Raw genomic sequence first — 13266 nt, forward strand, 5'->3', positions numbered from 1 at the left:
CCCTTCTTCGTGTCAACTTAAGCTGTCAGTCCACCAGGGAATTCATATCGTTTCCGGTTGGATCGGAATGATTTAACCACAGAGAACGCAGAGAACACAGAGGGAGATAAGAGAGATGAATACAGGACGATGAAGAGTGGATATGATATCATTCCCTGTCGGACTCTCGGTTTTACCTTAAGTTGAGACTCACAGGCAATGCCGTTGCCCTACCCGGAGGAGACGGCATTGCCGTTGCCCTACCCGGAGGACACGGCAATGCCGTTTCCCTACAGATTTAACCTACTCCAGAAACGATCGCAAAACCCAGAACTGCGACAAACACAATCAGGGCATAAAATTGAGCGCGACCGTTTTCAAAGTATTTCAAACCTTCGCCCGTAACCAGGGTGAGAAACCCTGTCAGGTTGACGATACCATCGACGACTCGCAAATCCACTTCCATGACTTGCCGCGCTAAACGGCGGCTGCCTTTGACGAAGAGAACCTCGTTGATATCGTCGAGATACCACTTGTTGAGGGAGAACTCGTAAAGTGGTTTGATTTTTTGGGCGATCGCACCAGCATCGATTTTCCGGCTCAAATACATCAGAGAAGCCAAAGTAATGCCCAATAAAGCAATACCTACAGAGCTCCCACCCATGATTAGAAATTCCGTCAAATCAAACTCGGCGGCGTGTTCCAAAACTTCTTCCAGAGACTCCCCGGGCGCGCGCACAAACTGCTCGAAATAATTGGCAAACGGCGTACCGAGAAAACCGATAAACACAGAAGGTACAGCCAACAACACTAACGGCAGAGCCATTGTCAGAGGAGACTCGTGAGGAAAATGGTCGTGTGCGTCATGATTTTCGCCAGTTGATGCCAATTCCTTAACGTTCATCGCCCCAGGGCCGAAAACCAAACCCGGTTGGAGAAGTTGTTGCTTGATGGCGTTGTTATTGCCCCGGAATTCGCCCTCAAAGGTGCTGAAATACATCCGAAACATATAAAACGCGGTCATCCCCGCAGTCACCCAACTCACAGCCCACAGAGCGGGATTTGCATGGAAAGCTTGGGCGAGGATTTCGTCTTTTGACCAGAAACCTGCAAAGGGCGGAATGCCACAGATTGCTAAGTTTCCGATTAAAAAGCAAGTAGCGGTAATCGGCATATATTTCCGCAAGCCGCCCATGACTCTCATGTCTTGAGCGAGGGCGGGGTTGTGCCCGACGACATCTTCCATGCCGTGAATGACTGAACCTGAACACAGGAACAGCATTGCTTTGAAGTAAGCGTGGGTCATTAGGTGGAAGAGTCCGGCACTGTAGGCGCCGACTCCCATTGCCATCACCATGTAGCCCAATTGGGAGATGGTGGAGTAGGCTAAGCCTTTTTTGATGTCATTTTGGGTAATTGCGATCGAAGCACCCATGAATGCTGTAAAACAGCCGGTGCAGGCGATCAAATTCATGACTGCGGGCAGTCCTTCAAATACTGGGTACATCCGAGCGATCAGGAAGACGCCGGCTGCTACCATTGTCGCGGCGTGGATTAGGGCTGAAATTGGTGTCGGGCCTTCCATTGCGTCTGGAAGCCAGACGTGGAGAGGGAATTGAGCTGATTTGGCTGCTGGGCCCAAAAATATCAGGACTCCGAAGATGGTTGCGAGAGTTGCGCTCAAAGCACCGGATTCGACTAGGGAGTGCAGCCGTTCGCCCATTACGTCAAATTCAAAGCTGCCGGTGGCCCAGTAAATGCCGAGGATGCCCAACAGCAGGCCGAAGTCGCCGACTCGGTTGGTGACGAAGGCTTTTTGGCAGGCGTCCGCAGCGGGTTTGCGATCGTACCAAAATCCGACTAGCAGGTACGAACACATACCTACCAGTTCCCAGAAAATGTAAATCTGAACGATGTTCGGGCTGATTACTAGACCTAGCATTGAGGCGCTGAAGATGCTCAGGTAGGCGTAAAATCTCACGTACCCGTCATCGTGTGCCATGTAGCCGTCGGTGTAAATCATCACCAAAAAGGCGACCGTGGTGACGATCGCCAGCATTACCGACGTGAGGGGGTCGATGATATAGCCCATGTTCAGCGAGAAGTCCCCAGCAGAGGCCCACTGAATGGTTCGGGTGTAGGGTGCGTGGCCCTGTAGTTGACTCCACAGCAATGCGAAAGACATTACCGCTGACCCTCCGAGGGTCGAAAGGATTAAAATCGCATTCGCTTGTCGGAGTTTGTTGGTTGCCTGGTTAAAGGTGATTAAGCCTAAACCTACTAGCATTGCGCCTGCCAGTGGCAGGACTGGAATCAGCCAGGCGTATTGATAAAGCGGTTCCATGACTGATAGGTAGTTTAAAGTTTCTACTAGATATTGCCAAAACTGTTAATAATTGTGACACACGCTTGCGCGACTGGGCAGAAAGACTCTCTACAATTCTTAAGTATTGCCGATCGACAATCCTTAAGAATTGCTGCTTGTGTTGGCTATCGATCTAGTTCGTCTTAAATCTATGCCAAAAGATAGATAGACAAATGTCGCAGCCCTGTGATTCCAAGACTGCGACATTGATTTTGGATCGGATGGTCGATCGATAAATCGGGAATTCCCAATGCTTTCTACGCAAGAGGCGAATGCTTTGTGACGCTCCCACACTAATTGCAAGCAATATAGTTTGGGCATCTGAGTCCTGTTAAGGATATCAAGATCTTCCTTCGGGGTACTCCAATTTGTTTCCCTCTACAGCATTTTCAAGTGAGGAACACGTCCAGCCCCACTGTCTGTCTAATTATATCGAAGATTGTCCATTTCAGTGATGATGGCCTAAGAGCCCTACGGGATTGGTCAACCACCCCACCTCAATCAACCTAGCTTTCATCCCACACCAATCTGTAAACGATATAGTGTGGGGATTCCCGCCGATCTAGCTAAACAAGAGCCCAATGCTTTTGAAATGTTACCTGTTCAATGCTTCCTGAGGTTGTAAGCGTTGAGTCTGGGAAGAATTCTGAGTGGCGAGCATCCAGGAATCCAGAGTGCGTCGCAGTTCCTCGCGACCTTGATAATTTTCAAATCTAAATAGAACTCGATCGCCCTCAAACAAAATCAGTGTGGGCAGACTGCTCAGTCGGTAAGTATTTGCCAACTTCAAACTTTGATCGGCATTCACCCCTAGGAGCTTGACTTTTCCTGCCCACTGTGCTTCAAAACTTGTAAGCGTGGGGTCGATCGCGCGGCACAAACCGCACCAAGGTGCCCAAAAGTGAACTAAAACGGGGGTAGAGGCTTGAAATACCTCTTGTGCAAAAGTGCGTTCGCTAACCGACAACACCATGATCCCTCAAAATTTAATAATTTTTTTTCTATCCTAGGGATCATGCTACCAGTATATGTTCGCAGTGACACGCATCAGAAAAGGATGAATTTTCCACAGCAGGCCTGTAAAAATGACTACGCCTAGGTAGGAAGGGCGCAGGAACTCAAGCAAGTCAAGGGTTTGACGCTTTTGCAGGATTGCCAAAAATGGAATAATTGAGGTTTGAGATTTGATGGTTTCAAAGGATTCGCCAAAACGAGCCCGCAGTCGGCTGTCGCCGTGCCACACTCCGAACAGGTGGTGAAGTATCAAACCGATGGAAGTGACGAGGGTAAAGCTAGTACCAATCCAGAGGGTGTGGGCTACGCACCAAATCACCTGTCCCACCATTTGCGGGTGACGGGTAATGCGAATGATCCCGGCTTGGTAGAGGTGAACTTCCGGCTTTTGGATGGCGGCAATTTCTAGGAGGTTGAAGGTTGCTGGGTACAGAAACAGAAAGGAAATTGCCGACAGTATCCAAACCACTGGTTTAACTCCGGGCGCGCCCTGTACTTGCCAAAGTTGCACGCCGTCGTAGCGGTGGTTGAAAAAGTAGACAACCAAAATCACCGCCAGCGGCAAACTGACAAGGGCAAACAAAACGCGGTAAAGTCTCGGCCCGATCAGCTTTTCACCTTTTGGGCGGAGGGCTGCTAAACCGCTGTGGGCGATCGCAAAACCAAATAAAAGTCCGAGAATAACTAAGTGGGAGTCAAGCGCTAAGTCGATCGTCATTGCAAATATTAAGAAAAGTTATTGATTCGCGGCCAAATTGTGTCACAAAGTATCTATGGGAGCAATTGTCAGTTGACGGTTGGCAGTTGTTAGTTGTTAGTTGTTAGTTGTTAGTTGTCAGTTGTTAGTTCTCAGCAGTCAACCGTCAACTCTCAACTGCTTTCCTGACAACCGTCAACCGTCAACCGTCAACCGTCAACTCTCAACCGTCAACTCTCAACTGCCAAATGCCAACTGCCCACTGCCCACTGACAACTGCCCACTGACAACTGACAACCGCTTTCCTGACAATTTAGATATATGTCTGACCTTCCTTTCACTTTAGACCAGTTACGCATTCTCAAGGCGATCGCCTCTGAAGGAAGCTTCAAACGCGCCGCCGACAGCCTCTACGTATCCCAGCCAGCAGTTAGCTTGCAAGTGCAGAACCTAGAGAGACAGTTGGACGTGCCGCTGTTCGATCGGGGGGGGCGGCGGGCTCAACTGACCGAAGCCGGACACCTGCTGCTGAGTTACGGCGAGAAAATTTTATCGCTTTGTCAAGAAACTTGTCGAGCTCTCGAAGACTTGCAAAATCTCCAAGGCGGTACTTTGATCGTCGGCGCTTCTCAAACCACGGGGACATACTTGCTACCCCGAATGATTGGGATGTTTCGGCAAAAGTACCCCGATGTAGCGGTACAGCTTCACGTGCATTCGACCCGCCGCACGGCGTGGAGTGTGGCCAACGGGCAAATCGATTTGGCAATTGTTGGCGGAGAAATCCCTACCGAACTTGTAGAAGCTTTAGAAATTGTTCCTTACGCTGAGGACGAACTGGCTCTAATTCTCCCTCCGTCTCACCCGATGGTACAACAAGAAAGCATCGAAAAAGAAGACCTTTATAAATTGCAGTTTATTTCCCTCGATTCGCAGTCTACTATCCGCAAAGTCATCGATCAGGTACTGACTCGCTGCGGCATTGACACGCGCCGCCTGAAAATCGAGATGGAGCTCAATTCCATCGAAGCCATTAAAAATGCTGTTCAGTCCGGGTTGGGCGCTGCTTTTGTGTCGGTTTCGGCGATCGAAAAAGAGTTGATGATGGGCGTCTTGCACAAATCTAAAATGGACGAAGTTTTGGTAACTCGAATTTTGTCGCTGATTTACAACCCCAACCGCTACCGTTCTAAAGCAGCAGAGGCTTTCAGCAATGAAATTTTGCCAACATTTGCTACTTATTCGAGTACCCAGGAAAAGAAAGAACCTCCGGCGATCGATTTGGGACTGATAGAAATAGCAACTCCCAACTCAGGGGGAAGTTGATTTATTAAGTTGCTGGCCCTCAGCAGTTCGCGCGTAGTTTAGAGATTAAAATCTGGTTTGATAATCCCTGGTAAAATTAGCAAATTGGGAATCGCGAATCGCGAATCGAGAATCGGTAATATCATGTCCGAGCGATGGCTTATATTTATTGCGAGTGCGAGCGTCTATAGCGAACGAGCGAGACGCTCGCACTGAAATGATAACTGATTAACCGGACATGATATAATTGGCTTTTTTGATGCCAAAACCTAATACCAAAACTAGATTAAAGAGGGTAAAAGAAACTGGAGTAGTATGAAAAAGTTTGACCACCTAGAATTAGGAATTAAACCAATTACCAATTACCAATTACCAATTACCAATTACCAATTACCAATTACCAATTACCAATTACCAATTACCAATTCCCAATTCCCAATTCCCAATTCCCAATTACCAATTCCTTACCAATTACCAATTACCAATGCCCAATGCCCAATGCCCAATGCCCAATGCCCAATGCCCAATGCCCAATGCCCAATGCCCGATGACCAATGCCCAATGCCCAATGCCCTATGACCAATTAGCAAACCAAAATGGAAGTTTACTGCACCCGCCCGGGCTGCCCGCGCCCTCAAAACAATTTTTCCGACCTCGATGACAGTTCCCTGCTGAAAACGGTGCAGCAAAGGTATTGCAAGGCCTGTGGAATGCCCCTAATTTTGAGCGGGCGCTATTTGCCAGTCAGGTTGCTGGGTCAAGGCGGTTTTGGGGCGGCATTTTTGGCCAGAGACCGCTATACTCCGGCGATGCGGCAGTGCGTTGCTAAACTTTTGCAGCCGTCGGCAAATATGACTCCGGCACAGCTAAAAATCGCTCAAACTCTGTTTGAACGGGAAGCGGCGGTGCTGGAAGAACTGGGAAACGAACATTCGCAAATTCCGAGTTTGCTGGCGTTTTTTGAGCTGACTGTTCCGAGTTTGCAGCCTGGGAAAAACGATCAGTTTTTCTATCTGGTTCAAGAATTTATTGACGGTCACAATTTGGAGGAAGAACTTGTTGTTAAAGGCAAGTTTTCGGAAGCGGAAACGATGGAGGTGCTGCGGGAAATTTTGAAGGTTCTCGATTTTGTACACTCGCGCGGTTCGATTCACCGGGATATTAAACCTGCTAATATTATGCGGGCTAAAAGTGGTCGGCTTTATTTATTAGATTTTGGGGCTGTCAAACAGGTGACGCAAACTGCGGGTGCTTCTAAGGCTTCGACTGGTATTTATTCTTTGGGTTATGCTCCGCCCGAACAGATGAACGGACAAGAGGTTTATCCCGCAACGGATTTTTATGCTTTGGCTGTGACTTGCATTACTTTGCTCAGCGGTTTGCAGCCGACGGAATTGTTTGATAGTTATGAAAATGAGTGGAATTGGCGATCGCACGTACAGGTAAGCCCGCGTTTGGCTGAAGTTCTCGATCGAATGTTGTTACCGGCTCCCAGCCAGCGCTATCAATCGGCGATCGAGGTGGAAGCGGCTCTGAAATACAATTCTCAACAGCCTACGATGGTGGTGCAGCCGCCTCCCCAACCCACTCCGACCCCCCAACCAACTCAGCAGCCTCCTGTGCCTCCTGTGGTGGCGACTCCTCCGGGAAACCTGCAATCGGGGCCGCGAAGGGCTTTTTCGATTTGGGATATTTTGGGTGGGGCTGCGTTTACGGGTTTTGAAGGGGGGTTGCTGGCGATCGCCCTGACGAGTTTGCTGCCGAATCCAAGTGTGAGTATCGGATTGTTGGGGATGATTGTCGGGGGGCTAATTTTCGGCCAGTACCGCAGGGCGATCGAGCAAACTGAGATGCTGATTATTAGTGCAGGTACTCTGGCTGTACTGTGGTTTTTCCCGGCTTTGCGCGCTGCTGTTACGATTTATCCAAATTCTCCTTTCACAGGCGTGTTGTTTGTGGGATGGTTGGCTGCTTTAGGGGCGATCGCGGCAACAGCTATTTTTCGCTTAATTTATAAGTTACTTTCTAATATTTTTTAAGCCTCGCGGTACTCCCGCATTCTCGATCGCACTTCTTGCCTTATTGTAAACTTTTATTACAATTTTAACTTTGTAGCTTTAGATACAGAAATATCTAGTATAGTTATAAATAGGAACAAAAAGCAGCCCAAGATCGATCGAGGAAAACGGAGGAACCGGATATGTCTACCGAAAATCAAGCCCGCTCTCTGATGATGCGCCACCACCAAATGGTGAAGAACCGGCAGCAATCCATGCTCAACCGCACCGCCAGCGAAGTCGGAATGGAAAATACTCACTACTGGGGCCACATTCAAGGCAAGCCGCAGCCCAGCCTTCAAGCCAGTTACGATCGCAGCAACGCCACCATGAGCTAAGGCAAAGCTCAATTAATTTCCCCAATTGCCCGCAAACCTATTACCTACATTTGGAGAAAACCAGTGATGTCTACCCAACAACAAGCGCGCAGTCTGATGATGCGCCACCAACACCTCATCAAAAACCGTCAGGAATCTATGCTCAGCCGCGCGGCTGCTGAAGTTGGTTTAGATATTGGTTCTGCGGCGAGTGTCGATCGCAAATAACTCGTTTTTTCAACAGCGAGACAGTTGAATCGAGTCTGTTGTTTGCCAGCTAAAAATTAATAATGACAGTTACAAAACCGTCGCGACTTGTTCTTGAGTTAGATCTCTACAGAATAAGTCGCGATTAGTTTTAGGGAATTGATTTAACACAAATAATGAAATATAATAGACCTCTTGCAAAAATAGTTAGGACGGGCTAGAAGCCCATCCCACAAAAATCTTTTTTCTTGTGGGATGGGCTTCTAGCCCGTCCCAAAATTTTGCAAGAGGTCTAATATTGCTCAACTATATTTTCATATCGTTTCCGGTTGCATCGGAATGATTTAACCACAGAGGCCGCAGAGAACACAGAGAGAGAATAGAGAGATTAATAATTCCAATGCTACAGGATTTGAGATCGCGCATCGGGGAAAGAACGATTAAACGACAAAAAAACAACTCATTGATTCGTCATTTGTTGGCAATCTAAAATCTAAAATCTAAAATCTAAAATCTAAAATGATATAATCCCCTCTCAATAGAATAGAACGCTCTAGGGAGGTCATCATGTCGGACTGGAAGGAAATTGGCGGCGGAGTTACAGCACCGAGAGGATATCGAGCATCGGGAATTACAGCGGGTTTGAAGCCTTCTGGCTTGCCGGATTTAAGTTTAATTTTGTCAGAGGTGGACGCGATCGCCGCGGGAGTCTTCACCACATCCACAGTCCGGGCTGCTTGCGTGGACTACTGCCGCCAGCGCTTGCAAGCTAAACCCAGCGCCAAAGCAATTTTGTGCAATGCCGGACAAGCAAATGCTGCTACTGGCGAATTAGGTTTAGCAGATGCCCTCGAAAGCGCGAAATTGTTGGGCGAAGCGCTGAATATTCCTTCAGAATCGATTCTTTTGGCATCCACTGGCGTGATCGGGCAGCGGATTAAAATGGAGCCGCTGAGGGCGGGAATTCCGCGATTGGTTGCTGAGGCCTCGGAAACTGGTTCTGATGCGGCTGCTAAGGCTATTTGTACGACTGATTTAGTGCCGAAAACGATCGCCCTGGAAACCATGTTTGGCGATCGTCCCGTGCGTATCGGCGGCATTTGCAAAGGTTCGGGAATGATTCACCCGAATATGGCAACAATGCTGGCATTTGTAACGTGTGATGCAGCAGTGTCGTCACATTTGTGGCAGGAAATGCTGACTCGGGCGGCAAACAGAAGTTTCAATCAAATTACTGTTGACGGCGATACCAGTACCAACGATTCGCTAATTGCTTTGACTAACGGCCAATCCCGCACGCCTGCGATTACAGAAATGGGGGCGGATGCTGAAAAATTAGAGGCGATGCTAACAGAAGTTTGCGTGCATTTGGCAAAGGCGATCGCCCGTGACGGCGAAGGTGCAACTTGTTTGGTGGAAGTACAAGTTAGTGGCGCCGCCGACGAAGTTTCTGCGAGTAAAATTGCCAAAACAATCGTCGGTTCTTCTTTGGTGAAAGCTGCTATTTTTGGACGCGATCCGAATTGGGGAAGAATTGCGGCGGCGGCGGGGCGCGCGGGCGTTGCTTTTGAACAAGAGAATTTGCGGATTCAATTGGGAGATTTTTTGATGATGGAAAACGGACAGCCGAAGGAGTTCGATAAATCTGCTGCGAGTAATTATATGAAGGCTGCTGCTGCTGGTGAATATCTGAAGGAAGACACGGTTTTAATTCAGGTTGCTGTCGGGAATGGCGGCGGTTTCGCGAAGGCTTGGGGATGCGATTTGAGTTACGACTACGTGAAGATTAATGCGGAGTATACGACTTAAGGGCGATCGTAATTTCAGAAGCCCGGGCGGTTGCAAACTGTGCATCCACAGCCCGGGCGGTTGAAATCGCGGCGACACAGCCCGGGCGGTTGAAAGAGACTGATTCCTCTAATTCTCAATCAAACCATCGGCAAACTCAGCACAAATCCAGGCAACACATCTTCGCCGGACAAACTAACCGGAAACTGTACAATTTCCACCTCACGATTAGCGCGATAAATTTCCACTTGTTCGTCTTGAGGATTAATCAACCAACCCAAACGCAAACCGCTATTGATATATTCCTGCATTTTCTCCTGAAGTGGCTTTAGCGGGTCTGTACGCGATCGCAATTCTATGACAAAATCAGGACAAATCGGCGGAAACTTCTCCCTTTGTTCATCAGTTAAAGCCGACCATCTTTCCAAGCTAACCCAAGCCGCATCAGGAGATCTGTCTCCATTATTAGGCAAGCGAAAAATAGTTGAAGAACTAAACACTATCCCTAGCTGAGTTCGTTGATTCCACATCCAGACTAAGCCAATTAAATTGGCTTCTCGATTGCCGCTGACTCCGCCTACTGGTGACATAATAATGATTTCCCCTTTCGTTGTCCGTTCAAATTGCCAATCTCGATTCATCTGGCATAAACGGTAAAACTGTTCGTCTGTTAACTCGACACTATCTAAGTTTAAAGTAACGGTTGTCATTTTATTACCTCTCTTCTCTTCTCTTCTTCTCTCTTCAGTCCGCGCAGGCGGACTTTGTTTGATAAGAAGCGATTTCAATCGCCGATTGCTGCGCCGATTCCTCTAAAATCGCCGCTAATCTATTTTAGCGCCATTTCTTGCCTATCATTATCAGGACGATCGCACCTGCTACAATTCCCAAACCCATACTCAACCCAAAAACTACATTCACATTTATCGGATTTGTGGGGCTGGCAGGACTCCTAATTTGACTAGCATAAACGCTGGCGGCTACCCCGCTGGTGCCAATTCCCACACCAACAGCCCCAATCGTAACATTCAAAGTGCGATCGCTCTTAGCCCTCTCAATCTCAATAATCCCCTCAATCGTCTGAATCGCATTTTCCAACAACCTCAAACCCGCACTCAAACTCCGATTATCCGCCGCCACTTGCCAAACATACTTCTCCTTAGCAAAATCGCTGAAACTGGCCATAAACTTGAAAGCTTCAGCATCACTTCCCATATCCTCACCGATAGTTTCCAACCGTCTTTTATAATTTTTAAGATTAGTTTTGATTGTATTTTCTTGCTCTTCCAATCTGCTAATATAATTAGCATAAACCGAGAAGATTGTCAAGGAATCAACCAAGCTTTGCTGCAATTCTTTCAAGTCAACTTTCGGCCCATTCACCTGTTGCGGTAATTGCTGAACAATGTCTTGAATAGTCCGCGAAGCATCTTTCAAATCAGCCTTAAGTTGGCGGCTTTGAGTGTAAGCCCAAATCACCTTATTGCGGAAGGCAAACAATCGCATTAGATGCACATAAAGTTTAGCGACAGTCTTGCTAATATCGGCAATTGATTGACCATTATTGTAAGGAAACAAGCAAATTAAGACGTGATGATTTTCGCCAATATTGCCCCTATCCCCCGGTGGTAGCCACAATTCGTAAAAATCAGCACCTTTAAATTGCCCTGTGGCTTTTAAGTCTCTCTCCCATTTAGGATTCGGGAATAGATTGAGTTTACTATAGCAATTTTTAGCAGTTGCTAAAGCATCTTGGTCATCAGCAGTCAATTGTCCCCAAACCAGCCAACTTTGACCAATTGTAGCCGGTGGATTGACACGGGAAATTACCTGTTGTTTCAGCCATTCCAAACAGTCAATTTCTTTCGGTTCAAAAGTCTTTTCCTTGTCGGATTCGATTTTCCCAGACAAGTCAAATTGTGCCGCATAAGTATCGCCGATTTTCACGGGATAAGCATAGCCATCGAGGGGAAACTCAAATGCTGCTAATTTTTTGTCGCCCAGTAACTCAATATACTCAGCAGTTTCTGTTTCAGCTTGCTTGAGTTTTGCTAATTGCGGCGCAGAGATTTTGTCGCCATAAATCTTTTGCCAAAACTGTTGGCGGTTTTGGCTAATCTTGTCCTCATTTTGCCCGATACCGTCTGCTAAATCGTAGACAAACAAATCGACAGTCGGGTAGATTAGCCAATTTTCCTTACTCATGGACAAATCCATCTGCGATCGACAATAAGATTGTATCTCGACTTGCTTGCACAGAGTCCCCAGCTTGCAAAATCTTTCTGAGGAATCCTCCAAACCCGCGCGGCTCAATTTTTTCCTCGATTTTCTTGATAATTTCTGGCAAATTTGTCAAGTCGCTGATGTCGCTAGCGCTGTTATCAGTTTCAATATTAGTAGTATTGTTATTTTCAAATTCAGCATCCGGTAAAACATCTAATCCTTTGCTGCGTTCGTTGCTATGATTCACTAACCAAGTGTCAGCTTCTTCATAGGCGGCTAGCAGAGGTGGATGCAATTCGGCAAGTTTTGCAATATCGATAATCGTGAAAGCTTCACCGATTTTATTGCACTCGGATTGGACTGCTGCGGGCAAAGGTTCAGTTTGTTGGACTAGGGCGATAATAAAAGCTTTGAAAATCTCGTTTTGCGTGTCTTTCATAATCCTGTGATGGTGAAAGCAGCCCAGTAGTAGGGATGCTGATAGGGTTGATCTAATTCCATTGTAGCTAATGCTTGGCGATTCGTGTTAAAGAATCGGCGTAGCATAAATTCAACTTCAGAAAGTTCGGCGCTGTTTGCGGAAATCTTGTCAATTTCCCCTTGATACCAGGCGGCTAAATCCTCGCGGGTGGCTTCTCGTAGCCATTTTTGAGCATTTGCTAAAGCCACGGGTAGAGAATCGCCGGCTTCTCGCCACCGTTGGTAGAAATAAATCATTAATAACGTACTCGCACCGGATTCTATGGGCCACAGGGTACTGACGACACAGCCAACTCCCGCGCGCATAAAACCGCTAGTCAATCCTACATATTCGGCGAGAATCGTTTGTTTGTCTGTCAATGCGGTTTCGCAGGCTGGAAGGCAGATTAATTGGTAGTTGCTGAGGTCAAGTTGGATAATTTCTCTGACTGTTAATCGGTGGGTGTTGCTGAGGTATAAAGTCGATTCTAGCGGATGATCGAAATTATAGCTGCCGTGGCCGGTGAAGTGAAAAATATTGTGTGATTGTTGCAATAATCTTTCGACTTCATCGAGAGTGGCTGCGTCTTCTTCGAGTCGGGTGGAATTGTCGAACATTCGGCAAATAATTTCCGATTCGATTTCGGCGGCGGGGAGAGGGGCGAGTCTTTTTGGTTGGCCGTTTTTATCGGTAATTGTGCTGTGCGGATTTTCGATGCTGAGGATGGAAAGAACCCCCCTAGCCCCCCTTGCTAAGCAGGGTGGATTAATTGTCAGGGGGGAATGTATGATACAAGAGGTAATCAAGTCTGCCCTGTCCGGGTAGACTATCCCTGCTGAAATGAATTAACCATG

Annotated in this window: 13 protein-coding genes; 6 read left to right on the top strand and 7 right to left on the bottom strand. The window is 47.4% G+C overall.

Annotated features, from left to right (window positions below; genetic code table 11):
- Nucleotides 1-277: 277 nt before the first annotated feature.
- From JGK11_RS23215 to JGK11_RS23225, 3 genes are all read right to left on the bottom strand, one after another.
- Nucleotides 278-2323 carry an NAD(P)H-quinone oxidoreductase subunit 5 gene (locus JGK11_RS23215; RefSeq protein ID WP_293192215.1) on the bottom strand — a complete coding sequence of 682 codons (2046 nt, stop codon included), beginning with the start codon at nucleotides 2321-2323 and terminating at the stop codon, nucleotides 278-280.
- 616 nt (nucleotides 2324-2939) lie between these two features.
- Nucleotides 2940-3317, bottom strand: coding sequence for a thioredoxin domain-containing protein (locus JGK11_RS23220; protein ID WP_293192217.1), 378 nt, complete (start codon nucleotides 3315-3317; stop codon nucleotides 2940-2942).
- A gap of 45 nt (nucleotides 3318-3362) precedes the next feature.
- Nucleotides 3363-4076, bottom strand: a complete 714-nt coding sequence (locus tag JGK11_RS23225) for an NnrU family protein (RefSeq protein ID WP_293182568.1) — start codon at nucleotides 4074-4076, stop codon at nucleotides 3363-3365.
- 300 nt (nucleotides 4077-4376) lie between these two features.
- Here JGK11_RS23225 and JGK11_RS23230 point away from each other — a divergent pair, with 300 nt between their 5' ends.
- The 6 genes from JGK11_RS23230 to argJ all read left to right on the top strand — a co-directional run bounded on the left by JGK11_RS23230 (nucleotide 4377) and on the right by argJ (nucleotide 9750).
- Entirely contained in the window at nucleotides 4377-5381 is a 1005-nt protein-coding gene (locus tag JGK11_RS23230; RefSeq protein WP_293182570.1) for a LysR family transcriptional regulator, read from the top strand.
- A 294-nt stretch (nucleotides 5382-5675) separates the two neighbouring features.
- Entirely contained in the window at nucleotides 5676-5939 is a 264-nt protein-coding gene (locus JGK11_RS23235) for a hypothetical protein (protein ID WP_293213043.1), read from the top strand.
- Between the two features lie 17 nt (nucleotides 5940-5956).
- The gene (locus JGK11_RS23240; RefSeq protein WP_293183212.1) at nucleotides 5957-7399 is read left to right on the top strand and encodes a serine/threonine-protein kinase; all 1443 of its coding nucleotides are present in this window, start codon (nucleotides 5957-5959) and stop codon (nucleotides 7397-7399) included.
- 161 nt (nucleotides 7400-7560) lie between these two features.
- A complete protein-coding gene (locus tag JGK11_RS23245; protein WP_293183210.1) occupies nucleotides 7561-7755 on the top strand; it encodes a hypothetical protein in 195 nt (64 codons plus the stop codon).
- Nucleotides 7756-7821: 66 nt separating this feature from the next.
- On the top strand, nucleotides 7822-7962 hold the full coding sequence (locus JGK11_RS23250) for a hypothetical protein (RefSeq protein ID WP_293192263.1): 141 nt from the start codon (nucleotides 7822-7824) through the stop codon (nucleotides 7960-7962).
- A gap of 546 nt (nucleotides 7963-8508) precedes the next feature.
- On the top strand, nucleotides 8509-9750 hold the full coding sequence (gene argJ / locus JGK11_RS23255) for a bifunctional ornithine acetyltransferase/N-acetylglutamate synthase (RefSeq protein ID WP_293192225.1): 1242 nt from the start codon (nucleotides 8509-8511) through the stop codon (nucleotides 9748-9750).
- Between the two features lie 119 nt (nucleotides 9751-9869).
- Here the strand turns inward: argJ and JGK11_RS23260 are convergent, their stop codons facing one another.
- The 4 genes from JGK11_RS23260 to JGK11_RS23275 form a co-directional block, all read right to left on the bottom strand.
- Nucleotides 9870-10439 (bottom strand): Uma2 family endonuclease, encoded by a 570-nt coding sequence (locus JGK11_RS23260; RefSeq protein ID WP_293183206.1) that lies wholly within the window; start codon nucleotides 10437-10439, stop codon nucleotides 9870-9872.
- A 124-nt stretch (nucleotides 10440-10563) separates the two neighbouring features.
- Nucleotides 10564-11934, bottom strand: coding sequence for a hypothetical protein (locus tag JGK11_RS23265; protein WP_293205703.1), 1371 nt, complete (start codon nucleotides 11932-11934; stop codon nucleotides 10564-10566).
- Complete coding sequence (locus JGK11_RS23270; protein WP_293196656.1) at nucleotides 11927-12391, bottom strand: hypothetical protein; 465 nt, start codon at nucleotides 12389-12391, stop codon at nucleotides 11927-11929. The genes JGK11_RS23265 and JGK11_RS23270 overlap by 8 nt, the downstream gene beginning before the upstream one ends.
- Nucleotides 12388-13218, bottom strand: coding sequence for a CHAT domain-containing protein (locus JGK11_RS23275; protein ID WP_293213045.1), 831 nt, complete (start codon nucleotides 13216-13218; stop codon nucleotides 12388-12390). The genes JGK11_RS23270 and JGK11_RS23275 overlap by 4 nt, the downstream gene beginning before the upstream one ends.
- Nucleotides 13219-13266 lie beyond the last annotated feature (48 nt).

Source organism: Microcoleus sp. PH2017_34_RAT_O_A (assembly GCF_020737885.1).
Lineage (GTDB): Bacteria > Cyanobacteriota > Cyanobacteriia > Cyanobacteriales > Microcoleaceae > Microcoleus.

Excerpts from the sequence above, each read along its gene's own strand:
- JGK11_RS23235 (WP_293213043.1), top strand. The coding sequence starts at position 5,676 with ATGAAAAAGTTTGACCACCTAGAATTAGGAATTAAACCAATTACCAAT.
- JGK11_RS23265 (WP_293205703.1), bottom strand. The coding sequence starts at position 11,934 with ATGAGTAAGGAAAATTGGCTAATCTACCCGACTGTCGATTTGTTTGTC.
- JGK11_RS23225 (WP_293182568.1), bottom strand. The coding sequence starts at position 4,076 with ATGACGATCGACTTAGCGCTTGACTCCCACTTAGTTATTCTCGGACTT.
- JGK11_RS23245 (WP_293183210.1), top strand. The coding sequence starts at position 7,561 with ATGTCTACCGAAAATCAAGCCCGCTCTCTGATGATGCGCCACCACCAA.
- JGK11_RS23220 (WP_293192217.1), bottom strand. The coding sequence starts at position 3,317 with ATGGTGTTGTCGGTTAGCGAACGCACTTTTGCACAAGAGGTATTTCAA.
- JGK11_RS23270 (WP_293196656.1), bottom strand. The coding sequence starts at position 12,391 with ATGAAAGACACGCAAAACGAGATTTTCAAAGCTTTTATTATCGCCCTA.
- JGK11_RS23230 (WP_293182570.1), top strand. The coding sequence starts at position 4,377 with ATGTCTGACCTTCCTTTCACTTTAGACCAGTTACGCATTCTCAAGGCG.
- JGK11_RS23240 (WP_293183212.1), top strand. The coding sequence starts at position 5,957 with ATGGAAGTTTACTGCACCCGCCCGGGCTGCCCGCGCCCTCAAAACAAT.
- argJ (WP_293192225.1), top strand. The coding sequence starts at position 8,509 with ATGTCGGACTGGAAGGAAATTGGCGGCGGAGTTACAGCACCGAGAGGA.
- JGK11_RS23260 (WP_293183206.1), bottom strand. The coding sequence starts at position 10,439 with ATGACAACCGTTACTTTAAACTTAGATAGTGTCGAGTTAACAGACGAA.
- JGK11_RS23215 (WP_293192215.1), bottom strand. The coding sequence starts at position 2,323 with ATGGAACCGCTTTATCAATACGCCTGGCTGATTCCAGTCCTGCCACTG.
- JGK11_RS23250 (WP_293192263.1), top strand. The coding sequence starts at position 7,822 with ATGTCTACCCAACAACAAGCGCGCAGTCTGATGATGCGCCACCAACAC.